General features: G+C 64.0%; 19 protein-coding genes. 5 read left to right on the top strand and 14 right to left on the bottom strand.

Translation table 11 applies throughout. The features are described from left to right. The first annotated feature begins 59 nt into the window (after nucleotides 1-59). The 4 genes from fba to IFT57_RS20185 all read left to right on the top strand — a co-directional run bounded on the left by fba (nucleotide 60) and on the right by IFT57_RS20185 (nucleotide 4,345). Nucleotides 60-1,124 carry a class II fructose-bisphosphate aldolase gene (gene fba / locus IFT57_RS20200; protein ID WP_043192347.1) on the top strand — a complete coding sequence of 355 codons (1,065 nt, stop codon included), beginning with the start codon at nucleotides 60-62 and terminating at the stop codon, nucleotides 1,122-1,124. Between the two features lie 226 nt (nucleotides 1,125-1,350). After that, a complete protein-coding gene (locus IFT57_RS20195; RefSeq protein ID WP_192152472.1) occupies nucleotides 1,351-3,480 on the top strand; it encodes a putative bifunctional diguanylate cyclase/phosphodiesterase in 2,130 nt (709 codons plus the stop codon). A gap of 56 nt (nucleotides 3,481-3,536) precedes the next feature. Beyond that, the gene (locus IFT57_RS20190; RefSeq protein WP_185794749.1) at nucleotides 3,537-4,037 is read left to right on the top strand and encodes a M48 metallopeptidase family protein; all 501 of its coding nucleotides are present in this window, start codon (nucleotides 3,537-3,539) and stop codon (nucleotides 4,035-4,037) included. Nucleotides 4,038-4,048: 11 nt separating this feature from the next. Next, the gene (locus IFT57_RS20185) at nucleotides 4,049-4,345 is read left to right on the top strand and encodes a winged helix-turn-helix domain-containing protein (protein WP_049861413.1); all 297 of its coding nucleotides are present in this window, start codon (nucleotides 4,049-4,051) and stop codon (nucleotides 4,343-4,345) included. Here the strand turns inward: IFT57_RS20185 and IFT57_RS20180 are convergent. From IFT57_RS20180 to IFT57_RS20120, 13 genes are all read right to left on the bottom strand, one after another. Further along, nucleotides 4,336-4,803, bottom strand: a complete 468-nt coding sequence (locus IFT57_RS20180; protein ID WP_122796245.1) for a GNAT family N-acetyltransferase — start codon at nucleotides 4,801-4,803, stop codon at nucleotides 4,336-4,338. The two genes, IFT57_RS20185 and IFT57_RS20180, sit on opposite strands and share 10 nt — an antisense overlap. 31 nt (nucleotides 4,804-4,834) lie before the next feature. Then, nucleotides 4,835-7,027 (bottom strand): YccS family putative transporter, encoded by a 2,193-nt coding sequence (yccS, locus tag IFT57_RS20175; RefSeq protein ID WP_122796246.1) that lies wholly within the window; start codon nucleotides 7,025-7,027, stop codon nucleotides 4,835-4,837. 198 nt (nucleotides 7,028-7,225) lie between these two features. After that, nucleotides 7,226-8,404, bottom strand: coding sequence for an aminoacetone oxidase family FAD-binding enzyme (locus IFT57_RS20170; protein WP_192152471.1), 1,179 nt, complete (start codon nucleotides 8,402-8,404; stop codon nucleotides 7,226-7,228). A 112-nt stretch (nucleotides 8,405-8,516) separates the two neighbouring features. Next, a complete protein-coding gene (gene dbpA / locus IFT57_RS20165; RefSeq protein WP_240998843.1) occupies nucleotides 8,517-9,854 on the bottom strand; it encodes an ATP-dependent RNA helicase DbpA in 1,338 nt (445 codons plus the stop codon). A 115-nt stretch (nucleotides 9,855-9,969) separates the two neighbouring features. Continuing rightward, nucleotides 9,970-11,397 (bottom strand): multidrug transporter subunit MdtD, encoded by a 1,428-nt coding sequence (mdtD, locus tag IFT57_RS20160; RefSeq protein WP_122796248.1) that lies wholly within the window; start codon nucleotides 11,395-11,397, stop codon nucleotides 9,970-9,972. Nucleotides 11,398-11,844: 447 nt separating this feature from the next. Next, a complete protein-coding gene (locus IFT57_RS20155) occupies nucleotides 11,845-13,173 on the bottom strand; it encodes a TldD/PmbA family protein (protein WP_192152470.1) in 1,329 nt (442 codons plus the stop codon). Further along, nucleotides 13,170-14,612, bottom strand: coding sequence for a TldD/PmbA family protein (locus tag IFT57_RS20150; protein WP_192152469.1), 1,443 nt, complete (start codon nucleotides 14,610-14,612; stop codon nucleotides 13,170-13,172). The genes IFT57_RS20155 and IFT57_RS20150 overlap by 4 nt, the downstream gene beginning before the upstream one ends. Before the next feature lie 174 nt (nucleotides 14,613-14,786). Beyond that, nucleotides 14,787-16,493, bottom strand: a complete 1,707-nt coding sequence (betA, locus tag IFT57_RS20145; protein WP_122796251.1) for a choline dehydrogenase — start codon at nucleotides 16,491-16,493, stop codon at nucleotides 14,787-14,789. A 91-nt stretch (nucleotides 16,494-16,584) separates the two neighbouring features. Beyond that, nucleotides 16,585-18,057 (bottom strand): betaine-aldehyde dehydrogenase, encoded by a 1,473-nt coding sequence (gene betB, locus IFT57_RS20140; protein WP_192152468.1) that lies wholly within the window; start codon nucleotides 18,055-18,057, stop codon nucleotides 16,585-16,587. A gap of 48 nt (nucleotides 18,058-18,105) precedes the next feature. Next, entirely contained in the window at nucleotides 18,106-18,699 is a 594-nt protein-coding gene (gene betI / locus IFT57_RS20135; RefSeq protein ID WP_122479801.1) for a transcriptional regulator BetI, read from the bottom strand. 661 nt (nucleotides 18,700-19,360) lie between these two features. After that, nucleotides 19,361-20,542 carry a choline ABC transporter ATP-binding protein gene (choV, locus tag IFT57_RS20130; RefSeq protein WP_192152467.1) on the bottom strand — a complete coding sequence of 394 codons (1,182 nt, stop codon included), beginning with the start codon at nucleotides 20,540-20,542 and terminating at the stop codon, nucleotides 19,361-19,363. Continuing rightward, nucleotides 20,539-21,384: a choline ABC transporter permease subunit gene (choW, locus tag IFT57_RS20125; protein WP_043192362.1), complete on the bottom strand. Its 846-nt coding sequence runs from the start codon at nucleotides 21,382-21,384 to the stop codon at nucleotides 20,539-20,541. The genes choV and choW overlap by 4 nt, the downstream gene beginning before the upstream one ends. Before the next feature lie 75 nt (nucleotides 21,385-21,459). Continuing rightward, entirely contained in the window at nucleotides 21,460-22,407 is a 948-nt protein-coding gene (locus IFT57_RS20120; protein ID WP_122796253.1) for a choline ABC transporter substrate-binding protein, read from the bottom strand. Nucleotides 22,408-23,058: 651 nt separating this feature from the next. On the opposite strand from IFT57_RS20120, the gene gbdR reads away from it, so the two are divergent. Beyond that, a complete protein-coding gene (gene gbdR / locus IFT57_RS20115; RefSeq protein WP_122715898.1) occupies nucleotides 23,059-24,153 on the top strand; it encodes a choline metabolism transcriptional regulator GbdR in 1,095 nt (364 codons plus the stop codon). 105 nt (nucleotides 24,154-24,258) lie between these two features. Here gbdR and IFT57_RS20110 read toward each other — a convergent pair whose 3' ends face one another. Further along, a complete protein-coding gene (locus tag IFT57_RS20110; protein WP_122796254.1) occupies nucleotides 24,259-24,516 on the bottom strand; it encodes a hypothetical protein in 258 nt (85 codons plus the stop codon). Between the last annotated feature and the right edge of the window lie 115 nt (nucleotides 24,517-24,631).

Raw genomic sequence — 24,631 nt, 5'->3', positions numbered from 1 at the left:
GCGGCCGCCTGCGGTGAGCCGCAACGATCAACGACCCTGAACCGGGAGATACAACTACAATGGCACTTATCAGCATGCGCCAGATGCTGGACCACGCCGCCGAATTCGGCTACGGCGTTCCAGCTTTCAACGTCAACAACCTCGAGCAGATGCGCGCCATCATGGAAGCGGCCGACAAGACCGACTCCCCGGTCATCGTCCAGGCTTCGGCCGGCGCCCGCAAATACGCCGGTGCCCCGTTCCTGCGTCACCTGATCCTGGCGGCGATCGAAGAATTTCCGCACATCCCGGTGTGCATGCACCAGGATCACGGCACCAGCCCCGACATCTGCCAGCGTTCGATCCAGCTGGGCTTCAGCTCGGTGATGATGGACGGCTCGCTGGGCGTCGACGGCAAGACCCCGACCGACTACGACTACAACGTGCGCGTGACTTCGCAGACCGTTTCCTTCGCCCACGCCTGCGGTGTGTCGGTAGAGGGTGAGCTGGGCTGCCTGGGTTCGCTGGAAACCGGTCAGGCCGGTGAAGAAGACGGCGTGGGCGCCGAAGGCATCCTGGATCACAGCCAGATGCTCACCGATCCGGAAGAGGCGGCCGATTTCGTTGCCAAGACCCAGGTCGATGCCCTGGCCATCGCCATCGGCACCAGCCACGGCGCCTACAAGTTCACCAAGCCGCCTACCGGCGACATTCTGGCGATCGACCGCATCAAGGCGATCCATGCGCGCATTCCCAACACTCACCTGGTGATGCACGGCTCTTCTTCGGTACCGCAGGAGTGGCTGGCGATCATCAACGAGTACGGCGGCGCCATCAAGGAAACCTACGGCGTACCGGTCGAGGAAATCGTCGAAGGTATCAAGTACGGCGTGCGCAAGGTCAACATCGACACTGACCTGCGCCTGGCCTCCACCGGTGCGATCCGCCGTTTCATGGCGCAGAACCCGGCCGAGTTCGACCCACGCAAGTATTTCGCCGAAACCGTGAAAGCCATGCGTGACGTCTGCATCGCGCGCTACGAAGCGTTCGGCACTGCCGGCAACGCCTCGAAGATCAAGCCGATCTCCCTGGAAGGCATGTTCCAGCGCTACGCCAGCGGCGAGTTGAACGCCAAGGTCAACTAAGCCTCACCGTTGTCGAAAAACCCGCCTGTTGGCGGGTTTTTTCGTTCTGGCGCGGTGTTCGGTACATGACACTGCCTTTTGAGCAGGGCGCGCCGTCCATCGGCGAGTGCTCGTTCGTGACGCAAACCATGGGAAATTGTCCTACAGCTTTGCGTCGAGCCCGTCTAAAGTAACGCAAGAAGTTTCCGGGCGAATCCGGATTCAGCATGTCTGAACGAGTATTAGCATGGAATGCGCCCCTGATCCGTCCATTGACGGTGGTTCCACGTTGTTGGTGGTCGACGATTATCCGGAAAACCTGCTGAGCATGAGAGCGCTGCTCGAGCGCCAGGACTGGCAGGTGGTGACCGCAGCTTCCGGCGTCGAAGCGCTGGGCAAACTGCTCGAACATGAGGTCGATCTGGTTCTGCTCGACGTGCAGATGCCAGGCATGGACGGTTTCGAGGTGGCTCGGCTGATGCGAGGCAGCCAGCGCACCCGTCTTACCCCGATCATTTTCCTGACTGCCAACGAGCAGTCGCAGGCCTCCGTGCTCAAAGGCTACGCCACAGGGGCGGTGGACTATCTGTTCAAACCGTTCGACCCGCAGATCCTGCGGCCCAAGGTCCAGGCGCTGCTCGAACAGCAGCGCAACCGGCGTGACCTGCAGCGTTTGAGCCGTGATCTGGAAGCCGCGCGGGCCTTCAACGCCTCGGTGCTGGAAAATGCCGGTGAGGGCATTCTGGTTGTCAACGAACACGGTCTGATCACCTTTGCCAACCCGGCCATCTCGCGCCTGCTGGGCGCCAGTGTCGAGCAACTGCAGCGCAGCGCGCTGGCGGATTACCTGCACAAGCCGCAGATTACCGAATGGTCCGAGTCCGACTTCTACCGCGCCTACAGCACGCGCAGTACCTACCGCGTACACGATGCACTGCTGCGCACGGCCAACGGCCAGCAGCTGCCGGTGGCTCTGTCGTGCGCGCCGTTGCCCGGCGAGCAGCGCGCAATGGTGGTGACGATCCTCGACATGTCGGTGGTACGCAGCCTGCACCAGCAGCTGGAGTACCAGGCAGTGACCGACCCCCTCACCGGGCTGCTCAACCGCCGCGGTTTCTATCAGGCCGTGGAGAGCGCGCTGGTGCGCAACGAGCGTGCGGAAAAGGCCCAGGCGCTGCTGTATCTGGATCTGGACGGCTTCAAACGCATCAACGACAGCCATGGTCACGATGCCGGGGACCGGGCTTTGCGCTGGGTGGCCGAGCAGCTCAAAGCAGTGTTGCGCCCCTTCGATGTGGTGGCGCGCATGGGCGGGGACGAGTTCACCGCGCTGCTGGACAACCTCGATTACCCCGAGCAAGCCGCCAAGGTGGCCGAAAAGCTCATGGAGCGCATCGCCATGGAGCAGACCGTGGATGGCGTGGACATCAGCCTGGGCGTCAGCATCGGCATTGCCACCTACCCCGAGTGTGGCGCCAACCTGGACAGCCTGCTGCGCGCTGCCGATATCGCCATGTATGCCGCCAAGCAGGCCGGTCGCCAGCAATACCGCTATTACGATCAGGACTTGAACGGTCGCGCGCGCTCGCGTCTGCTGCTCGAAACCAGCGTCGGCGAAGCCATCGAGAACCGTGATTTCAGTTTGGTCTACCAGCCGCAGGTGTCCCTGCTCGACGGTCGTCTGCGCGGTTTCGAGGCGCTGTTGCGCTGGTGCCATCCCAGCGTTGGCGACGTGCAGCCGGGGCTGTTCATTCCCTTGCTCGAACAGGCGCGATTGATCAGTCGCCTGTCGAGCTGGATCTACACTGAAGGCGCCGCCCAGCGCCGCGCCTGGTCCAGCCGTTTTCCTGCCGAGCTGGTGCTGAGTATCAGCCTGAGCAATGCCCAGTTCGCCATGCCCAACCTGGTGGCCGAACTGCAACGCGCGATTGCCTTGCATGGGTTGCGCCCGCATCAGCTCGAAGTGGAGGTGGTGGAGTGCTCGTTGATGCACAACCTGGCCCAGGCCACCGCGCAGTTGCAGCAGTTGCGCAACCTGGGGGTGCGCATCGCCCTGGATGATTTCGGCACCGGCCCGTGCTCGCTGAAATTGCTGCGCGACCTGCCCATCGACACCCTCAAGCTGGACCGTCACCTGATCGCTCGATTGCCCGACTCCAAGCCCGATGGTGTGTTCGCGCGCAGCGTGATCCAGGCCTGCAACGCGTTCGACATCACAGTGATCGCCGAGGGGGTGGAAACCGCCGAGCAATGCCAGTGGCTGCGCGCCGCCGGTTGCGAGTGGATCCAGGGCTTCGTGATTGCCCGGCCATTGACGGCGCAGGCCGCCAGCGACTTCCCGCTGGTCAGCGCCGGCGTGCAGCCGGCAGCGGTGTGACGCCAGCGCCGCGCAGGCGTTACACTGGACACCTTTCTCAAGTCGAAACAGGCACCATGACCGCGCTGAAGTACCTGCAAGCCTACCCACCCGCACTGCAGGAGCAGGTCCGGCAACTGATCGCGCGCGGACAGCTGGCGGACTACCTGAGCCAGCGCTATCCGGATCGCCACGCCGTGCAGAGCGACAAGGCGCTGTACAACTATGCCATGGCCCTGAAGCAGGAGTACCTGCGCAATGCGCCGGCCATCGACAAGGTGCTGTTCGACAACCGCCTGGACCTGACGCATCGCGCACTGGGCCTGCACACCGCGGTTTCGCGGGTTCAGGGCGGCAAGCTCAAGGCCAAGAAAGAGATCCGCATCGCTTCGCTGTTCAAGGACGCGGCGCCGCAGTTTCTGCAGATGATCGTGGTGCATGAGCTGGCGCATTTCCGCGAGAGCGACCACAACAAGGCGTTCTACCAGCTGTGCGAACACATGCTGCCCGGTTATCAGCAGTTGGAATTCGACCTGCGCGTCTACCTGACCTACCGTGATCTGCCCCCGCCGCCGTGAAGGATATTCCCATGCAAGTCAGCAAGACCCGCAGCAGTTTCTATCGCCGGCTCTACGTGGCTTGGCTGATCGACAGTGGCCAGGCGGCCACCGTGCCTGCCCTCATCGAGGCCACCGGGATGCCCCGGCGCACGGCCCAGGACACCATTGCGGCGCTGGCCGACCTGGACATCGCCTGCGAGTTCGAGCAGCAGGATGGCGAGCGCAACCACATCGGTCGCTACGTGATCAGGCAGTGGGGCGCGATCGACCGTGAATGGATCGGTCAGAACCTGGGGCAGATCCGTCAGGTACTCGGTTACCCCTGAGCCTCGACACGCCGGTACATCGCGATGTGCGCAATGTTGTCTTCCAGGTATTCCTGGCCGTGGGCAATGAAGCCGTAGCGGCCGTAATAGCCTTGCAGATGAGCCTGGGCCGATAGCTTTATCGGCACCTGCGGCCAGCGTCGCGCGGCGTGCTCCAGAGCGTTGGCCAGCAGCGCGTGGCCCAGGCCGGTACCGCGGGCAGATGGGGCGGTGATCACCCGGCCGATCACCACGTCACCGTCCTGGGTGGAAGGGTCTAGCAGGCGCAGGTAGGCCACCAGGCGGCCCTCGTCCCAAGCCAGCAGGTGACAGGTGTCGGCGTGCAGGTCCTGCCCATCGACATCCTGATAGGGGCATTGCTGCTCGACCACGAAGACTTCGCTGCGCAGGCGCAGGATTTCGTACAGCTGGTGCACATCCAGCTCGCTGTGGTGCATGCACATCCATTCGATGGCCATGGTTACCTCGTTCAAGGTTTCGGTTGCGCCGCTAGCTGGCGGCAGCTGAGGTCGGGCCTTTGATCAAGTGCGCGGCCAGGGTGCGCAGTGGCCCCAGCTGCCGACAGATCAGCGCCAGCTGGGTCTGCATCAGGCGCTGGCCTTCGTCGACCTCGTCCGGCATCTGTTCCAGTTCGTCGGCCAGCGCTTCCTCGCTGTCGCTCTGCACCTGCACCGGCACACGCGTGGCCAGGCCGGTGGCGATTTCGTCGATGCTGCGCGCCAGGCTTTCGCCGGCCCCGCCGATCAATTGTTCGCGCGCTTCGGCCGGCAGCTCGGTGCCGCGGTGCGCACCCAGCCCGGACAGGTAGCTGAGCAGGGTGTGCGACAGCACCAGGAAGCGAAAGCCGACGTCGGCTTCCTTGCGGAAGTGGCCGGGCTCCATGAGCATGTTGGCCAAGGTGGTGGAAAGCGCAGCGTCGGCATTGTGGGCGTTGCGCCGTGCCAGGCGATAGGCGAGGTCGTCGCTCTTGCCGTTGGCGTATTGCTGCATGATCTGGCGCAGGTAGATGCTGTTGCAGGTCAGCGTGTTGGCCAGCACCTTGTTCAGCTTGCGGCCTTGCCAGTCGGGCAGGAACAGGAACACCGCCAGACCGGCGATCAGGCTGCCGAGCAGGGTGTCGAACAGCCGTGGCAGGAACAGCCCGTAGCCGTCGCCCGTCTGGTTGAAGCAGAACAGCACCATCAAGGTGATGGCGGCGGTTGCCAGGGTGTAGCGCGTGGTGCGGTTGACGAAGAACACCAGACCTGCGCCGATGGCGAACAGCGATTGCACGATGGGGCTGGGGAACAGGTCGAACAGCGCCCAGCCCACGGTCAGGCCGATGGCGGTGCCGATGATCCGCTGGCCCAGCTTGCGGCGGGTGGCGCCGTAGCTGGGCTGGCACACGAACAAGGTCGTCAGCATGATCCAGTAGCCCTGGCTGGGGTGGATCAGGTGGACCATGGCGTAGCAGATCACCAGTGCCAGGGGCAGGCGCAGGGCATGGCGAAACAGCAGCGACGTGGGCGTGAGGTTCTGCCGGATGCGGCCCCAGAAGTCCTTCAGCGTGTGCGGCGAGCGGTCCAGCAGGCTGCTGTCGCGGGCATCGGCCAGGCGGTCGGGATTGCCGGCGTCGCTGAGCAGACGGTCGAGGGTGCCGAGGTTGGCGGCCAGCGCGCGCAGCGACCGCAACAGGCCGCGCCAGGCCGGGTTGCTCTGGATCCGCAGGTGTTCGAGCGAAGCGTGCAGGTCGCTCAAGGCCTCGGCGAAGCTGTCGTCGTAGATGAACGGCTGGCGCAACTGGATCGACTCGCCCAGCCGCTGGCAGGCCACGCCCTGCTGGCGTAGCAGGCGCTGACAGCGAAACAGCACGTCACTGTGGAAAAAGGCGTCGGCCAATGCGTTGTAGGGGTAGTGCGAGGAGCTGGCGCGCTCGTGGATGTCCTGGGCCAGGAAGTACAGCTTCAGGTAGCGGCTGACCTTGGAGCCAGGGCGGCCGTTGCCGACGCGGTGCAGGATGATTTCCTTGGCCGCGTTGAGCGCGGCCACGACCCGACCGTTCTGTTTGGCGAGCTCCAGGCGGCGGGCTTCCACGTCCAGTTGACGGATCGGTTCGAACAGGCTCGATTTGAGCTTGAGGTACTGCCCCAGCTCGCTGAACAACCGCGCCAGGGCCTGTTGCACCGGCTGATTGGAAAACAGTACCTGCCACAGCACCGACAGCAGGCCATACCAGGCCGCCCCGGCCACCAGCAGCACTGGCTCGCGCCACAGGTTGCTGACTTCGCCGCCGCGCTGGTCGACGCCGATCATGGTGTAGACCGAGAGGATCAGGGTGGCGTAGGCAATCGCACCGTAACGCTCGCCGAGCGCGCCGAGCATGGTCAGGGCGAAGCTGGCAAGCGCCAGGGCGGTGACGAACACGTAGGGGTAGGGGAACAGCAGTTCCACGGCGAAGGCGGCGACGGTGAAGCACGACAGGGTGGCTGCCAGGGCACGGATGCGGCCTTGCCAGTTGTCGTCGGTTTCGGCCAGGGCGCAGGCGATGATGCCCAGGAACAGTGGCACCAGCAGGCGCATCTCGTTTTGATACCAGCACAGCGCCATGCTGCCGGAGAGCGCGATGAACACCCGCACGCTGTAGCTGAACTTGTCCAGCGCCCACAAGCGGCGCATCGATTGGCGGAACGACCTGGATGCCATGAAAAAGGAGTCGACCTGTAGGCAAGGGAGCTGATGAACGGCGTCAATCTACCATTGTCGGCGCACGCCCGATACTGCGCGGCGGCCCCTGACGCGGCTTGCGCCGCTGCTACGGGGGCGTTGGTGGATCGAGGGGGTGTGGGGACTCTGTAGCAGCGGCGCGAGCCGTGTCCGGCAGCGCCGCAGATCCCCGGCGTGCTATACGTACTGCGCGGCCGCGTATCCGGAGGCCCACGCCCACTGGAAATTGAAGCCGCCCAGATGCCCGCTGACATCGAGTACCTCGCCGATGAAATACAACCCTGGGCTTTTCAACGATTCCAGGGTCTTGGACGATACCTCGCGGGTATCGACGCCGCCCAGCGTCACCTCGGCGGTGCGATAGCCTTCGGTGCCGGCCGGCACCAACTGCCAGGCGCCCAGCGTATTTGCAACCGTCTGCAGCTCGGCCGGGGTGTACTGCTTCATCGGCTTGGACACGAACCAGTGCTCGGCCAGCAGGTTGGCCATTTTCTTGGTGAAGACTTCACCCAGCAGGGTCTTGAGCTCCGAATTGGGTCGCTCGGCCTGCTGTTGCTGCAGCCACGCCAACGCATCGTGATCGGGCAGCAGATTGATCTCGACGGCATCACCGGGCTGCCAGAACGAGGAAATCTGCAGGATCGCCGGCCCGCTCAGGCCGCGATGGGTGAACAGCAGGTTCTCGCGAAACGCCTGGTCGTTGCAGCTGGCCACACAATCCACCGAGGTGCCGGACAACTCGGTGCAGATGTCCTTGAGCTGGTCGGTGATGGTGAACGGCACCAGGCCTGCGCGCGTGGGCAGCACACTGTGACCGAACTGGCGGGCGATCTGGTAGCCGAAGCCGGTGGCGCCCAGGGTCGGAATCGACAGCCCGCCAGTGGCAACCACCAACGACTGGCACGCCAGCAGGCCCAGTGAAGTCTGCAAACGATAGCCGTCGGCGGTTTTCTCGATGGACTGCACCGAGGTGTCCATGCGCAACTCGACGCCGGCGCTGTCGCACTCGGCCAGGAGCAGGCCGAGAATGTCGCTGGACTTGTTGTCGCAGAACAGTTGGCCGAGTTTCTTCTCGTGGTAGGGCACTTCGTGCTTGGCCACCAGAGCGATGAAATCCCACTGGGTATAGCGCGCCAGGGCCGACTTGCAGAAGTGCGGATTCTGCGAGAGGAAGTTGGCCGGTTCGGTGTACATGTTGGTGAAGTTGCAGCGACCGCCGCCGGACATGAGGATCTTCTTGCCCGGCTTGTTGGCGTGGTCGATCAGCAGTACCTCACGGCCTCGCTGTGCGGCGCTCAGGGCGCACATGAGGCCGGCGGCACCGGCGCCGATGATGATGACGGGGGTAGAGCGCACTGCGTGGTCCTCTTGCATCGTGGGGTGTCAGTGCCGGCCTCTTCGCGGCCACCGGCCGCTCCTACAGGGGAACACGGTGTTCCTGCAGACCGCGAAGAGGCCTGGCCTGCGGTCAGAGAATCCGTACGCGCAGCGAACGGCCCTTGATCTTGCCGCTGTTCAGACGCTGCAGCGCCTGCTTGGCGATTCCGCGCTCCACGGCCACGAACGCCTGGAAATCGAAGATGGCGATCTTGCCGACCTGGGTGCCGGGAATGCCCGCATCGCCGGTCAGCGCGCCGAGGATGTCGCCCGGCCGTACCTTGTCCTTGCGCCCGGCGCCGATGCACAGCGTGCTCATCGGCGGCAGCAGCGGCTCGCCACCCTTGGAGGTCAGGCTGTCGAGTTCGGCCCAGGCCAGCGGCGACTTCTGCAGTTGCTCGATGGCCTGGGCGCGGTGCGCCTCGGCGGGGGCGACGAAGCTGATCGCCAGGCCTTTCTCGCCAGCGCGACCGGTACGGCCCACGCGGTGGATGTGGATTTCCGAGTCACGCGCCAGCTCGACGTTGATCACCATGTCCAGGGCATCGATGTCCAGGCCACGGGCGGCCACGTCGGTGGCCACCAGCACCGACGTACTGCGGTTGGCGAACATCGCCAGAACCTGGTCGCGGTCGCGTTGCTCCAGGTCGCCATGCAGCGCCACCGCGCTGATGCCCTTGCTGGTCAGATGGTCGACCACTTCCTGGCACTGCTGCTTGGTGTAGCAGAACGCCACGCACGACTGCGGGCGGAAGTGGCCCAGGGCGCGCACCACGGCGGCCATGCGGTCATCCGGCGAGATTTCGTAGAAGCGCTGCTCGATCTGGCTGTCGGCATGCAGCGCCTCAGCCTTGACCTGCTGGGGGTCGCGCATGAACTTGGACGACAGCTGCTTGATTCCGACCGGGTAGGTGGCCGAGAACAGCAAGGTCTGCCGGCGTTCCGGGGTCTGCTCGATGATGTCGGCGATAGAGTCGTAAAAGCCCATGTCGAGCATGCGGTCGGCTTCGTCGAGCACCAGCGTGTTGAGCCCGTCGAGCACCAGCGAACCTTTGCGCAGGTGTTGCTGGATGCGTCCCGGCGTGCCGACGATGATGTGCGCGCCGTGTTCCAGCGAAGCGATCTGCGGGCCGAACGACACGCCGCCGCACAGGGTCAGCACCTTGATGTTGTCTTCGGCGCGGGCCAGGCGGCGGATTTCCTTGGCCACCTGGTCGGCCAGCTCGCGGGTGGGGCACATGATGAGCGCCTGACAGCCGAAATAGCGCGGATTGATCGGGTTCAGCAGGCCGATACCGAACGCGGCCGTCTTGCCGCTGCCGGTCTTGGCCTGGGCGATCAGGTCCATGCCCTTGAGAATCACCGGCAGGCTCTGCGCCTGGATCGGCGTCATCTGGGCATACCCGAGGGATTCCAGGTTGGCCAGCATGGCGGCGGACAGGGGCAGCGTGTTGAAAGCAGTGGCAATGGTGGTCACGGGACGGGCCTGCAAAACAAAATGTCGCGCAGTGTATCAGCCCCGTGGCCTTTCGCCCTAAGCCTGCTTAGTGCTCCACTGGAGGTTCCTGACGAGGTGCGCGCCGTCCATCGCTGTCGGACAGCTGCACGAAGATCCCGGCGGCCAGCATCGCCATCAGGCCAATGGTCAGGAACGTGGCCTGGAACGCACCCAGCACCGTGTCCACACCTTCATTGCCCAAGGACGCGGTGAACCCGCCGAGCAAGGCACCGGCGCAGGCCACGCCCAGCCCGAGGGAGAGCTGCGCCACCACCGAAAGCAGGCCGTTGCCACTGCTGGCGCTTTCATCGTCCAGATCGATCAGGGTCACGGTGTTCATCGCCGCGAACTGCAGCGAATTGACCGCGCCGAGCAAGCCCAGTTGGGTCAACAGCAACCAGTAGGGGGTGGTTTCCGAGACCAGGCCGAGGCTGGCCAGCAACACGCCCAGCAGCAAGGTGTTGCCGGTGAGCACGATGCGATAGCCGAAGCGTTCGATGATCGGCCGGGAAAATGACTTGGAAACCATGGCGGCTGCCGCCAGTGGAATCATGCTCATGCCGGCTTCCGAAGGCGAATGCCCCAGGGCCACTTGCAGCAGCAACGGCACCATGAACGGCAGGGCGCCGCTGCCCAGGCGGGCGAACAGATTGCCGAGAATGCCGATGGCAAAGGTGCGCGTGCGAAACAGGTTCGGCGAGAACAGCGGATTGTCGATCTGCCCCGCCCGCAGCCAGTAGGCGGCCAGGCAGGCCATGCCGACGAACAGCAGCAGCATCACCCGCAGGTGCGGCAGGTGCAGCTCGCCCAGGCCCTCCATGGCGATGGTGATGAGTACCATCGCCGCCCCGAACAGCAGGAAGCCGATGCCATCGAAGCGCGTGCGTTCGGCGCCGCGCAGGTCGGGCACGAAGTGCCATACCGCCCAGCAGCCCAGTGCACCTACCGGCAGGTTGATGAGGAAGATCCAGTGCCAGCTCAGCCATTCGACCATCCAGCCACCCAGGGTCGGCCCGAGCAGGGGGCCGAGCAAGGCAGGCACGGTGATGAAGCTGAGGATGCGCACCAGTTCCGAGCGCGGGTAGGCGCGCAGCACCACCAGTCGGCCCACCGGCAGCATCAGGGCACCGCCCAGGCCCTGAATCACCCGAGCCGCGACCAGCATCGCCAGGCTCTGGGAAAGTGCACACAGCAGCGAGCCGATGCTGAACAGCATGATGGCGCTGAAGAACACCTTGCGTGTCCCGAAGCGGTCGGAAATCCAGCCTGACGCAGGGATGAGCAGGGCGACCGTCAGCATGTAGGCGATGATCACCGATTGCATGCGCAACGGGTTTTCCGCCAGGTCGCTGGCCATGGCCGGCAGCGCGGTGTTGAGGATGGTGCCGTCCAGGGCCTGCATGAAGAAGGCAATGGCAATGACCCAGGGCAGCCAGCGAGCAGTAGCAGGATCCAGTGTTGGGCGCGTGGACATGGGGCCTCTTGTTGTTTGAGGTGGAAGACGAATGTTCGTGGCAAACCCCGTGGGAGCGGTCGCCGCGGTATGCCTGACGCTCTGCGGTGCGCCTTTCGCGGCCACGGACCGCTCCTACGGTTACCGCAGCGCCGCGACCTATTGTAGGAGCGGTCATTGGCCGCGAAGGGTTGCCGCAGTGTGCCTGACGCTCTGCGGTGCGCCTTTCGCGGCCACGGGCCGCTCCTACAGTGACCGCAGCGCCGCGATCTACTGTAGGAGCGGTCATCGGCCGCGAAGGGTTGCCGCGGTGTACCTGACACTCTGCGGTGCGCCTTTCGCGGCCACGGACCGCTCCTACGGTTACCGCGGCGCCGCGACCTATTGTAGGAGCGGTCATCGGCCGCGAAGGGTTACCGCGGTGTGCCTGACACTCTGCGGTGCGCCTTTCGCGGCCACGGACCGCTCCTACAGCGTCAACAGCAACCGTTTGACCAGCGCGCCCGGCAGCAGGCTGGAGCTGGTCTGACGCTCGCTGTAGGTGCTGGTCGACAGAATCAGCTCGCGCTCCACTGTCAACGCTTCCAACTGGTCACCCAGGACACTGTAGACGCTGTCGTCGAAACGCATGGTCTGGACCGGTGCAACGATCTGACCATCCTCCACCCAGAAAGTGGCGAACCGAGTCAGCCCGGTCATGCGCGCAGCCGGCATGTCCGAGTAGTTCAGGTACCACAGGTTACTGATGTACAGCCCGGTGCCCAGGCGCTGCAGTACGTCGGCCAAAGGCAGGTCGCCCGCTGCCATCTGCAGCGCGCCGGGCATTTCCGAGTTGTCCGCGCCGTTGCCTTGCAGGCCGTATTCGGCCGCGCTGCGCGAGTCCACCAGGCGCTCCACGGCCAGCCCGTGGCTGACCAGCGAGAGGTCGTTGCGCGGATAGCCTTCCTGGGAAAACGCCGGGGTCAACGAGCCGCTGATGCGCTCCTCGAAGCTCACCTGCGCACTCAAGCGTGCCTCGCCGGCGTACAGCCGTTGCAGGGGACTGTTCTTGCTGGCGATGGCTTGTGCGGAGAACCCACCCCAGCCCAGCATGCCGATGATTTCATCCAGCGCAGCCGGTGCCAGGTAGGCGCGGTACGCCCCCGGGGGTAGCACTTTGAGGGGACGGCTCAGGTGGTCCAATTGCTCGCGGGCGTTAGCCAGGCGGTCCGCGAAGGCCTGCGCCTGCCACTGCTGGCCGGCATAGTTCGCCTTTACTGCCTCGCCGTTGGCATGGAACAGGCTGAAATCGAAATTGAAACTGTTGGCCTGATGCCAGCCGATCGCCCCGTCGCTGTTGGCGAAACCGCGGCAGATCGTTCCCGCGGCATAGATGCCGACCAGATCCAGGCCATTGGCGGCCGCGCCGATCTGTTCGACCACCTGACCCGCATCGGGCAAGGGCACGTCGTCGACATGATGGGTCTGCCACTGCGAGGTATTGAGTTGCAGGTACGGATCCGGTTGCAGCAGCGGCAGCGTCTGGCTCAACTGGTGCACCGCCTGGATCAGACGCTGCCGGTCCACCTCCAGGTTCTCCGCCAAGGTCAGTTGCAACTCGGCCTGACGACCGTCTTCGATCAGCTTCAGCGACACGCTGGCTTGGGCCACTTGCCCCGCCTGGCGTACCCGGGCGTGGTTGAAGCGGATGAAATCCGAGGCCTCGGCGTTATAGCTCAGGGTAAAGCGCTGGGTCGGGGCCACAGTCTGGCGCAGCCACTGCACCAGTGCCTGGAAATGCTCGGCATGATGGCTCATGCGTCACCTCCGAAAACGTCGATCTGGCTGAACACGCAGCTGGGCGAAGCGTGCCCCACACGGATGACCTGGTTGGGCTCGCCCTTGCCGCAGTTGGGCGTGCCCAGCACCTGCAGCGTGCTGGCGTCGCCCACGGCGCTGAGTTTTTTCCAGAAGCTGGCGGAAATACCGCGATAGTTGGGGTTCTTGACCACGCCCTTGAGTTCGCCGTTCTCGATCAACTGGCCCCATTCGCAGCCGAACTGGAATTTGTTGCGCGCATCGTCGATCGACCAGGAACGGTTGGTGGACATCAGGATGCCGTGCTCGATGCCGGCGATCAGTTGCGCCTGGCTGTGCTCGCCCGGTTCGATGTTGAGGTTGGCCATGCGGTCGATCGGCGCCCGGTTCCAGCTGCTGGCGCGGCTGTTGGCCACGCCGTCCATGCCGCTGCGGTATTGCGACAGCGCGCCGCCCAGTGGCCGGACCAGTACGCCATCGCGAATCAGCCATTGCTTGCTGGCCGCCGTGCCATCGTCGTCATGGGCATAACTGGCCAGCTCGTGGGGAATGTCCGGGTCGAAGGTCACATTCAGCAGCGACGAGCCATACTGCAAGTGGCCGAAGTCCTCGACCTTGACGAAGCTGGTGCCTGCGTAGTTGCGCTCGTCGCCCAGAATGCGGTCAAGCTCCAGCGGATGGCCGATGGATTCGTGGATCTGCAGCATCATCTGATCGGGCGTCAGCAGGAGGTCGCGCGGGCCCTGTGGGGCGTTGGGCGCCAGCAGCAACTGCAAGGCCTGGTCGGCGACCTGGCGAGCCGCGCCGACGATGCCGCAGCGCTCGATGACGTCGACACCGCCTTGCTGGCCGAAGTTGTCGCGGCCCAGGCTGCGCGTCTGGCTGTCGCTGCCATCGAAAGCAGTGACGCTCAAGCCGGGAAAGACGAAGCGTTGCGCCTGACGAATCTGCGCGCCGGCACTGTTCAGGTAGATCTGTTCGACGTCCGTGACGCCCAGGCCGGCATACCAACTGACCAGCCGTGGATCGTCGGGCACGCTGGCCGATTCTTCATTGAGCAGTTGGTAGCACTGCGCGAGCGTCGGAAAGGCAGCCTGTACGTCAGGCGAGAGGTAGTCGTTTCGCGCACTGCTGACGGGTTGCTCATTCAGGTCGAGCAGGGCATGGGCGGCGATCGCGCCGGCCTGCTGTTCGGCACGCGTCAATGCCTGCTGCAACCCCCGCAGGGAAAGGTCGCCGGTGGCGGCATAGGCTTCCACGCCATTCACTCGCACGGTGATCATCACCCCTTCGTCGAGGCTCAGGCTCGGCGGTTCGGCAATGTTCTTGCGCACGGCCAGGTGCTGGCTGGATTGGCGCACGTGGCGCAGGGAGAAGAATTCGGCGCGGGTGCGCAAGGCGGCGAAACGTTGTTGCAGGGGGGCGGTGAAATCGAACATGGACGGGCCTCTGGAGGGCGTCGGCGCTTGGCCTTTTCGCGGCCGCAGGCCGCTCCTACAGGGGATTACAGTGTCCTGTAGGAACAGCACGCGGCCGCCAAAGGGCCCGCAGACCGACCCGGAATCTGGCAGGCCCACAGCTTAGGCCTGCCACCGGCGCGGAGCAAATCGGGATCAGCCGTGGGTGGTCGCACTCACTTCGCGCATCGGCTTGCCGCGTACCGGCGCATCGCCGGCAACATAGTAGGCCGCGGTCGAACGCGCTTCGGGCTTGCGGCCACGAATGCGGTCGGCGATCTTCTCGGCGATCATGATGGTCGGCGCGTTCAGGTTGCCGGTGGTAATGATCGGCATGATCGAGGCGTCGACCACACGCAGGCCTTGCAGGCCATGCACGCGACCCTGACCATCGACCACGGCCATGTCGTCGGTGCCCATCTTGCACGAGCACGACGGGTGATAAGCCGTTTCGGCATGCTCGCGGATGAACTGGTCCAACTGCTCGTCCGTCTGCACTTCGATGCCTGGGCTGATCTCGCGGCCACGGTACTGGTCCAGGGCCGGCTGCTGCATGATCTCGCGGGTCAGGCGGATACCGTCGCGGAATTCCTGCCAGTCCTGCTCGCTGGCCATGTAGTTGAACAGGATGCTCGGGTAATCGCGCGGGTTCTTCGACTTGACGTTGACCCGGCCGCGGCTCGGCGAGCGCATCGAGCCCACGTGAGCCTGGAAGCCGTGTTCCTGAACGCCCTTGGTGCCGTTGTAATTGATCGCCACCGGCAGGAAGTGGTACTGGATGTTCGGCCATTCGAATTCAGGGCGCGAGCGAATGAAACCGCCGGCCTCGAACTGGTTGCTGGCACCGATACCAGTGCCCAGGAACATCCATTCGGCGCCGATCTGCGGCTGGTTCCACCACTTCAGCGACGGGTACAGCGAGACTGGCTGAGTGCAGCTGTATTGCAGGTACATTTCCAGGTGGTCCTGCAGGTTCTGGCCGACACCTGGCAAGTCATGCACGACGTCGATGCCCAGGGGCTGAAGCACCTCGGCCGGACCGACGCCGGAGCGCTGCAGAATCTGTGGCGAGGCGATGGCGCCGCCGCACAGCAGGACTTCCTTGCGAGCGCGGGCCTGGATACGCTCGTCGCTGTCACCGACCAGGTAGCTGACGCCGACCGCGCGCTTGCCGTCGAAGACGATCTTGTCGGTCAGGGCGTGGGTGACGATGGTCAGGGTGTCGCGTTGCTTGGCCTGGTCCAGGTAGCCGCGTGCGGTACTGGCGCGTCGGCCCTTGGGCGTCACGGTGCGGTCCATGGGACCGAAGCCTTCCTGCTGGTAGCCGTTGAGGTCGTCGGTGCGCGGAAAGCCTGCCTGCACACCGGCTTCGACCATGGCGGCGAACAATGGGTTGTTGCCGGCTTTGGGCGTGGTGACGCTGACTGGGCCTTCGCCGCCATGGTAGTCGTTGGGGCCGATGTCACGGGTTTCGGCCTTGCGGAAATACGGCAGGCAGTCCAGGTAGCTCCAGTCTTCCAGGCCTGGCAGCTTGGCCCAGCCGTCGTAGTCCATGGCGTTGCCGCGGATGTAGCACATGCCATTGATCAGCGAAGAACCACCCAGGCCCTTGCCGCGGCCACATTCCATGCGACGGTTGTCCATGTGCGGCTCGGGCTCGGTCTCGTAGGCCCAGTTGTAACGGCGGCCCTGCAGCGGAAAGGCGAGGGCGGCGGGCATCTGGGTACGGAAGTCCAGGCGGTAGTCCGGCCCGCCGGCTTCGAGCAGCAGGACCGTCACGCCCGGGTCTTCGGTCAGGCGCGTGGCCAAGGTGTTACCGGCCGAGCCGGCACCGATGATGATGTAGTCGAATTCCTGGGACATGAAGGTTCCCTCTTTGAAAAAAATGGGTCGGTGGGGCTGATGACCCTGTAGGAGCGATCATCGGCCGCGAACGGCGCGCTGCGGTCCCGGGTCAGAACACCGAAACGTAATCGCCCAGTTCTACCTGTACCGATTTGATCCGGGTGTACTGCGCCAGCGAACTGATACCGTTCTCGCGGCCCACACCGGATTGCTTGTAGCCACCCACCGGCATCTTCGCGTCGGACTCGCCCCAGGCGTTGATCCAGCAAATGCCTGCTTCGAGCTGATGGATCACACGGTGCGCACGGTTCAGATCGCGGGTGACCACGCCAGCAGCCAGGCCCATCTCGGTGGCGTTGGCGCGACGGATCACTTCCTCTTCGCTGTCGTAGCCGAGGATGCTCATCACCGGGCCGAAGATTTCTTCACGCACGATGGTCATCTCGTCGCTGCAGTCGGTGAACACGGTCGGTGCGACGAACGCACCCTGGCCCAGTTCACCTTCGCTCAGCCGCTCGCCACCGCACAGCAGGCGCGCGCCTTCGGCCTTGCCCTTGGCGATGTGGCCCAGCACGTTTTCCATGTGGGCGAAGCTCACCAACGGACCGAAATTGGTGTTCTCGTCCTCGGGGTTGCCGATGCGGATACGCTGCACGCGTTCAAGGATCTTCGCCTCCAGCTGGGCCTTCAGCGCGTTGGGCACGAACACTCGGGTGCCGTTGGTGCACACCTGGCCGGAGCTGTAGAAGTTGGCCATCATGGCGATGTCGGCGGCCTTGTCGAGGTCGGCATCGTCGAAGATGATCAGCGGCGACTTGCCGCCCAGTTCCATGGTCACTTCCTTGAGCGAGGAGCTCGAGGCGCTGGCCATGACCTTCTTGCCGGTGCTGACGCCGCCGGTGAACGAGATCTTCTCGATACGCGGATGCTCGGTGAGCCAGGCGCCGACTTCGCTGCCGCTGCCGGTCAGCACGTTGAACACGCCATCGGGCAGGCCGGCTTCGGTGTAGATCTCGGCCAGCTTGAGCGTGGTCAGCGAAGTCACTTCGCTGGGCTTGAAGATCATCGCGTTACCGGCGGCCAGCGCCGGGGCGGACTTCCACAAGGCGATCTGGATCGGGTAGTTCCAGGCACCGATACCGGCGGTCACGCCCAGGGGCTCGCGGCGGGTGTAGACGAAGGAGGTGTCGCGCAGCGGGATCTGTTCGCCTTCGATGGCGGGCACCAGGCCGGCGTAGTATTCCAGCACGTCGGCACCGGTCACGATGTCGACGTAGCGGGTTTCCGAATAGGCCTTGCCGGTGTCCAGGGTTTCCAGCAGGGCCAGTTCGTCGTTGCGTTCGCGCAGCAGGTCGACGGCTTTGCGCAGCACTCGCGAGCGCTCCATGGCGGTCATCGCGGCCCAGATCTTCTGGCCTTTTTCGGCGCTGGCGACGGCTTTCTCGACGTCTTGGGCAGTGGCGCGCTGAACCTGCGCCAGCACTTCACCGGTGGCCGGGTTGACGGCATCGAAGGTGCCGCTGCCGCTGGCGTCCACGTAGCCGCCATCGATGTAGAGTTTTTGCGTTGGGAAACGGGCCATAAGATCCTCGCGGTGCAGTTAAGGTGGCAGCAGGCGAGGCGCGAAGCTTCAGCGCTGCTGTTTTGCCAGTTGCATGTCCATGTATTCGCAGGCGATGCGGTGAGCCTGGGCGGTGTCGAAGGCATCGCCCGACAGTGCGCCGCGCAACCACAGACCGTCGATCAGGGCGGCCAGGCCGCGTGCGGCATTGCGTGCCTGTTCCACCGGCAATTCACGGCGAAACTGGCAGCACAGGTTGGAATACAGGCGGTGATCGTTGATCCGCTGCAACCTGTGCAGAGACGGCTGATGCATGCTGGTGGCCCAGAAGGCCAGCCAGGTCTTCATGGCCGGAGCGTTGACCTGGCTGGCGTCGAAGTTGCCTTCGATGATCACCTGCAGGTGCGCCCTGGCACTGTCGTCGTTCAAGGCCTGTCGCCGCGTGGCGACGTTGTCGATCAGAACGTTCATCAAGTGGCGCATGGTCGCTGCGATCAGGCCGTTCTTGTCCTGAAAGTAGTGGCTGATGATGCCGTTCGACACACCCGCCAGGCGGGCAATCAAAGCGATGCTGGCGTCACTCATGCCGACCTGATCGACGGCCTGGAGCGTGGCTTCGATCAACTGTTGGCGGCGGATGGGTTGCATACCGACCTTGGGCATTGGGCGAATCTCCTTGGGCCTGCAGTACGGGCAGTGAGTGACAGCCGACTGAAGCCAGTCTAGTTTATTTTTATTGAACGATCAATCAATAAAAAAGGGCAGGTGAATGTGCGCGTGGTTTTAGAGGATTGGGAAGGGGAAGGCAATGGGCTTCGAGAGAGGGGTGTGAGGTAGATTGCGGTGATGCATTCGCGGCCGCTGACCGCTCCTACAGGGAATCGCACAGTCGTGTAGGAGCGGTCCGTGGCCGCGAAAAGGGCAGCGCGGTGGATCAGGGGAATTGCGGCAAGGCCTTCGCGGCCGCTGACCGCTCCTACAGGGAATCACACAGTCGTGTAGGAGCGGTCCGTGGCCGCGAAAAGGGCGGCGCGGTGGATCAGGGGGAATTGCGGCAAGGCCTTCGCGGCCGCTGACCGCTCCTACGGGGAATCGCACAGTCGTGTAGGAGCGGTCCGTGGCCGCGAAAAGGGCGGCGCGGTGGATCAGGGGGACTGCGGCAAGGCCTTCGCGGCCGCTGACCGCTCCTACAGGGAATCGCACAGTTGTGTAGGAGCGGTCCGTGGCCGCGAAAAGGGCAGCGCGGTGGATCAGGGGGACTGCGGCAAGGCCTTCGCGGCCGATGACCGCTCCCACGGGATGGATATGGGAGCGATGGTGAGGCTCAGCCCAGATTCTTGCCCAGCAGGGCATGGTACAGCTCGGTGTCCCCGAGAATGCCTACCACCTGCTTGTCGCTGTCCTGCAGCACCAGCTTGTGCCCGGTCTGGTAGCGGATCTGCAGGGCGTCGCGCATGCCGATGTCGGCATGCACCAGTGTCGGCCTGCGACCCAGGCCTTCCATGGCTTGCCCCGGGGCCCAGCCTTGCAGGTCGAGCACGGCATCGCCCTGACGTGCGCTGGTCAGCGAGTTGTCGGCGCCCAGGTTCAGCCATGAATCCACGCCTGGGTCCAGGCACACCGAACCATTGACGCGCGTGCACTTGTCCAGCGTGCGCATCAGGCTGCGCCCGCACAGCACATTGAGTGGATTGGTGTGAGCCACGAAGGTCCGCACGTAGTCGTCGGCCGGGTTGAGCACGATGTCCTCGGGCACGCTGTACTGAATGATCCGCCCGTCTTTCATGATGGCGATACGGCTGCCCAGTTTGAGCGCTTCGTCCAGGTCATGGCTGACGAACACGATGGTCTTGTTCAACTTGCGTTGCAGCTCCAGCAGCTCGTCCTGCAGGCCTTGGCGGATCAACGGGTCGAGCGCCGAGAAGGGCTCGTCCATCAGCAGGATGTCGGCATCCATGGCCAGCGCCCGAGCCAGGCCCACACGCTGCTGCATGCCACCGGACAGCTCATCGGGTTTCTTGTTGCGCCACTGGGTCAGGCCCACCAGCTCCAGTTTCTCGTCGACCAGCTTGCGCCGTTCCTTTTCCGGACGGCCCTGCATCTCCAGGCCAAAGCTGATGTTCTCGCGCACCGTCAGCCAAGGCATCAGGGCGAACTTCTGGAACACCATGGCGATACGCTGGGTGCGCATCATCTTCAGTTCCGCGGGTGTGCAGGCGGCGATGTCGATCTGGCGATCTTCATGCTCGACGAACAGCTTGCCGCGGCTCACGGTGTTCAACCCGTTGATGCAGCGCAACAGGCTCGACTTGCCCGACCCGGACAACCCCATCAACACGCAGATCTCGCCCTTGTTGACATCCAGGCTGGCTTTTTCCACGCCCACGATCTGCCCGGTCTTCTTCAGGATCTCGTTGCGGGTCAGGCCCTGGTCGAGCAGCTTCAGCGCTTCGCGTGGATCCTTGGCGAAGATCACATCGACGTTGTCGAATCGAATAATGCTCATGCATCACCCCCTATCTTCACGTCAGGTTGTTTGCAGATCCGGTCCAGCATGATCGCCAGCAACACGATGGCCAGACCGGCTTCGAAGCCCAGGGCGATGTCGGCAGTGTTCAGCGCGTTGACCACCGGCTTGCCCAAGCCATCGGCGCCCACCAGGGCGGCGATCACCACCATCGACAGCGACAGCATGATGCACTGGGTAATACCGGCAGCGATGCTCGGCATGGCATGCGGCAGTTCGATGCGCGACAGCAGTTGGCGTCGCGAGCAGCCGAAGGCCTTGCCGGCGTCCATCAGTTCCTGCGGCACGTCGCGGATGCCCAGGTAGGTGAGGCGAATCGGCGCGGCGATGGCGAATACCACCGTGGAAATCAGGCCCGGCACGACGCCCAGCCCGAACAGGGTAAGCGTGGGAATCAGGTAGACGAAGGTCGGTACCGTCTGCATCAGGTCGAGGACCGGGCGCATCATGGTGTAGAACATGGGTTTGTGCGCGGCCACGATGCCCAGCGGCACGCCGATGATCACGCAGACCAGGGTGGCGAACAGCACCTGCGCCAGGGTCTCCATGGTTTCCTGCCAGTAGCCCAGGTTGAGGATCAGCAGGAACGACAGCGCCACGAACAGCGTGAGCCCCCATTTGCGCTGGATGAAATGCGCCAGCGCGGCGATCAGTGCAGTCAGTACGTAGGGGTTGAACCAGGTGAGGCCGGCGGTGAAACCATGAATGATCGCTTCGAGCGTGGATGCGATGGCATCGAACGTCGAGGCCCCGTGTTGAGTGAGCCAGTCGACGAACGCCGCGATGTACTCGCCCAGGGGGATCTTGTGGTCTGTCAGCATGGTAGTGAGTGTCCGCATGCGAGGGAACAAAGTGCCGGCCGGTGAGGCCGGCAACCGCCGGCCCGCTTGCCTGCGTTATTGCGCGAGCTTGGCCTTGACGGCTTCAAGACCCGGCTTGCCATCAATGGTGGTGACGCCAGCCAGCCAGGTGTCGAGCACCTGCGGGTTGTTTTTCAGCCAGGCCCGTGCGGCCGCGTCGGGTTTCTGCTTGTCGTCCAGGACATTGCCCATCAGCGTGCTTTCCATGGCCAGGCTGAACTGCAGATTTTTCAGCAACTGGCCAACGTTGCTGCATTCTTGGGTGTAGCCCTTGCGGGTGTTGGTGTAGATGGTTGCCTGGCCGAAGTTGGGGCCGAAGTAGTCATCGCCGCCGGTCAGGTACTGCACCTTGAAGCGAGTGTTCATCGGGTGCGGTTCCCAGCCCAGGAACACCACGTCGGTGTTGCGCCGCTGGGCGCGGTCGACCTGCGACAGCATGCCGGCCTCGCTGGATTCGACCACCTTGAAGCCGGCGTCCTTGAGGCCGAACGCGTTCTTGTCGATCATGCTCTGGATCAGGCGATTGCCGTCGTTGCCCGGTTCGATGCCGTAGATCTTGCCGTCCAGTTCCTTCTTGAACTTGACGATGTCGGCGAAATCCTTGAGGCCCTTGTCGTACAGTCCCTGAGGCACGGCCAGGGTGTACTTGGCGTTTTCCAGGTTGGCCCGCACCGTTTCCACGGTGCCGGCGTCGCGGTAGGGCTTGATGTCGTTTTCCATGGTCGGCATCCAGTTGCCGAGGAAGACGTCCATGTTCTTGCCGTCGGCCAGGGACTTGTAGGTCACCGGCACGGAAATCATGGTGGTCTTGGTCTTGTAGCCCAGCGACTGCAGCACCGCACTGGTGACCGCGGTGGTGACGGTGATGTCGGTCCAGCCGACATCGGAGAAGTTCACAGTGGCGCATCGCGCCGGTTCCGCTGCTTGAGCCATTACAGGCAGGCCCAGCAGGGTAGCCAGCAGAATCGATGATGGACCTTTCATGGTGTGCTCCCGGTTTTTCTCGGCGTGGGCCTGACGGCGCGCCACGCTTGTCTGGATGCTCGATCGCCGTGCATGCGGCGGGTGCGCCGACACGGTGCCGGGCGATGAGCCGTGAGTGATCATGTACCAGCGCAAATCAACCGCCTACAGGGTGCGTCGTATCCAGTGCGGACAGAGTCGTATCCAGTGTCGATGACGTCGCTTACAGCTCATGGGGCTTGCAGCAGCGACCTTACCCGCGACATCGACGTACATCCACCTCTATGAGGTTGCCACACGAGCGTGCAGGCGTGACCGCCACGCCTCATTTTCGCGCGTGGTGCCTGGAATCCATCGACCCACGCTTGCAGGGCTCGGTAATAGCAGGCGACGTGCTTGCGGTGACACTTGGCGGCGCAATGCCCCAGTGGCTGCTACCGAATTGCTCAGACCCCATGGCGGCTATGCTTTTGGCAAGAATCCAACGCCGCAGGCGAAGACCCTGCGCACGGCTCTGCATAGCCCTGCGCGACGTCGTTTTCAGGTGCCATGGAGTTCCCGACCAATTGTCGGCATGGCGTTTGCGTAGCAAAGTAAAGCCCCTGTTAAACAGAGGGCAATAACAAGAGCCTGCCTGAGGCCACCATCCGCTTCGCGTAAGGAGATACCGCAATGACGTCCTTCACCCCCGGCGCTCAACCGCAGACTCGCAGCCCTCAGTCCATCGGCTTCCTGTTGCTCGACAACTTCACGCTCATCTCCCTGGCCTCGGCGGTCGAACCGCTGCGCATGGCCAACCAGTTGTCCGGGCGCGAGCTGTATCGGTGGACCACGTTGAGCGCCGATGGTGGCCAGGTATGGGCCAGTGACGGACTGCAGATCACCCCGGATGCGGCCATGCACAAGGCTGCGCCGCTGGATGCGGTCATTGTTTGTGGTGGTGTCGGTATCCAGCGTGCGGTGGGCCGTGACCATGTCAGCTGGTTGCAAAGCCAGGCGCGGCAGTCCAAGCGCCTGGGTGCGGTCTGTACCGGTAGCTGGGCACTGGCCTGCGCCGGTCTGCTGGATGGCTTCGAATGCAGCGTGCACTGGGAATGCCTGGCCTCGATGCAGGAGGCCTTTCCACGGGTGGCCATGAGCACGCGGCTGTTCACCCTCGACCGCAACCGCTTCACCAGTTCGGGCGGTACCGCGCCGCTGGACATGATGCTGCACCTGATCAGCCGCGATCACGGCCGCGAGCTGTCGGCGGCGATCTCCGAGATGTTCGTCTACGAGCGCATTCGCAACGAGCAGGATCATCAGCGCGTGCCGCTCAAGCACATGCTGGGCACCAACCAGCCGAAGTTGCAGGAAATCGTCGCGCTGATGGAAGCCAACCTGGAGGAGCCGATCGATCTGGACGAGCTGGCGGTGTATGTGGCGGTGTCACGGCGCCAGCTGGAAAGGTTGTTCCAGAAATACCTGCATTGTTCGCCGTCGCGCTATTACCTCAAGTTGCGTCTGATTCGGGCGCGGCAGTTGCTCAAGCAGACGCCCATGTCGATCATCGAAGTGGCGTCGGTGTGCGGCTTCGTGTCCACGCCGCATTTCTCCAAGTGCTACCGCGAGTATTTCGGCATTCCGCCGCGTGACGAGCGGGTTGGTTCCAATACCGCCCAGCAGGTGGCGATGCTGCCGATTCCGCAGGCCATGGTGCTGGCGGGGCCGCTGTCGGCGTTGAGCCAGGCACGCAATGAATCGACCTTTGCCAGTGTAAGGATCTGATACCGCGGCGCGCTCTTCGCGGCCGCTGACCGCTCCTGCGGTAGTTCAGGCATCGCGACCTTCCGTAGGAGCAGTCAGCGGCCGCGAAGAGCGCGCCGCCGAGATTCAGGCCCGTTTCGAATGCTGGGCCAACGCCGGCAACAGCGTCCGGTCGATCGCCTGGCGCACCGCCGGCAGGATGGTCGCGCTGCCCATCAGCATCTGTTCCACCATCTTGCGCAGGGCCTGGGCCCGTCCGCTGTCCAGGCCGCGCACTGCGCATTCACAGGCCTGCTCGGCCGTGGCGCCTGCGGGCATCTCGAAACCCAGCGCGCGCAGCTGGCCCAGCAGGTCATCCTGATCAATCAAGTCTGCATGCATCATGATGCTGATCCTTCTTCAAATGGCGTGACGGTGTGCCGATTCTGGTAGCCCTGCACGCACTCGGCAAGCGTCGATGGTCGCCATGGCCGGATTGCACACAGGCAGGTCGTTTTTC

It is taken from the genome of Pseudomonas sp. CFBP 13719 (assembly GCF_014842095.1).
Lineage (GTDB): Bacteria > Pseudomonadota > Gammaproteobacteria > Pseudomonadales > Pseudomonadaceae > Aquipseudomonas.
The sequence above is the reverse complement of the archived record's forward strand: the minus strand, read 5'-3'. Positions and strand labels throughout refer to the sequence as shown.

Bases quoted from the DNA above. Each gene is read 5' to 3' on its own strand.
- fba (WP_043192347.1), top strand. From the start codon at position 60: ATGGCACTTATCAGCATGCGCCAGATGCTGGACCACGCCGCCGAATTC.
- IFT57_RS20195 (WP_192152472.1), top strand. From the start codon at position 1,351: ATGGAATGCGCCCCTGATCCGTCCATTGACGGTGGTTCCACGTTGTTG.
- IFT57_RS20190 (WP_185794749.1), top strand. From the start codon at position 3,537: ATGACCGCGCTGAAGTACCTGCAAGCCTACCCACCCGCACTGCAGGAG.
- IFT57_RS20185 (WP_049861413.1), top strand. From the start codon at position 4,049: ATGCAAGTCAGCAAGACCCGCAGCAGTTTCTATCGCCGGCTCTACGTG.
- IFT57_RS20180 (WP_122796245.1), bottom strand. From the start codon at position 4,803: ATGGCCATCGAATGGATGTGCATGCACCACAGCGAGCTGGATGTGCAC.
- yccS (WP_122796246.1), bottom strand. From the start codon at position 7,027: ATGGCATCCAGGTCGTTCCGCCAATCGATGCGCCGCTTGTGGGCGCTG.
- dbpA (WP_240998843.1), bottom strand. From the start codon at position 9,854: ATGCTGGCCAACCTGGAATCCCTCGGGTATGCCCAGATGACGCCGATC.
- mdtD (WP_122796248.1), bottom strand. From the start codon at position 11,397: ATGTCCACGCGCCCAACACTGGATCCTGCTACTGCTCGCTGGCTGCCC.
- IFT57_RS20155 (WP_192152470.1), bottom strand. From the start codon at position 13,173: ATGAGCCATCATGCCGAGCATTTCCAGGCACTGGTGCAGTGGCTGCGC.
- IFT57_RS20150 (WP_192152469.1), bottom strand. From the start codon at position 14,612: ATGTTCGATTTCACCGCCCCCCTGCAACAACGTTTCGCCGCCTTGCGC.
- betA (WP_122796251.1), bottom strand. From the start codon at position 16,493: ATGTCCCAGGAATTCGACTACATCATCATCGGTGCCGGCTCGGCCGGT.
- betB (WP_192152468.1), bottom strand. From the start codon at position 18,057: ATGGCCCGTTTCCCAACGCAAAAACTCTACATCGATGGCGGCTACGTG.
- betI (WP_122479801.1), bottom strand. From the start codon at position 18,699: ATGCCCAAGGTCGGTATGCAACCCATCCGCCGCCAACAGTTGATCGAA.
- choV (WP_192152467.1), bottom strand. From the start codon at position 20,542: ATGAGCATTATTCGATTCGACAACGTCGATGTGATCTTCGCCAAGGAT.
- choW (WP_043192362.1), bottom strand. From the start codon at position 21,384: ATGCTGACAGACCACAAGATCCCCCTGGGCGAGTACATCGCGGCGTTC.
- IFT57_RS20120 (WP_122796253.1), bottom strand. From the start codon at position 22,407: ATGAAAGGTCCATCATCGATTCTGCTGGCTACCCTGCTGGGCCTGCCT.
- gbdR (WP_122715898.1), top strand. From the start codon at position 23,059: ATGACGTCCTTCACCCCCGGCGCTCAACCGCAGACTCGCAGCCCTCAG.
- IFT57_RS20110 (WP_122796254.1), bottom strand. From the start codon at position 24,516: ATGATGCATGCAGACTTGATTGATCAGGATGACCTGCTGGGCCAGCTG.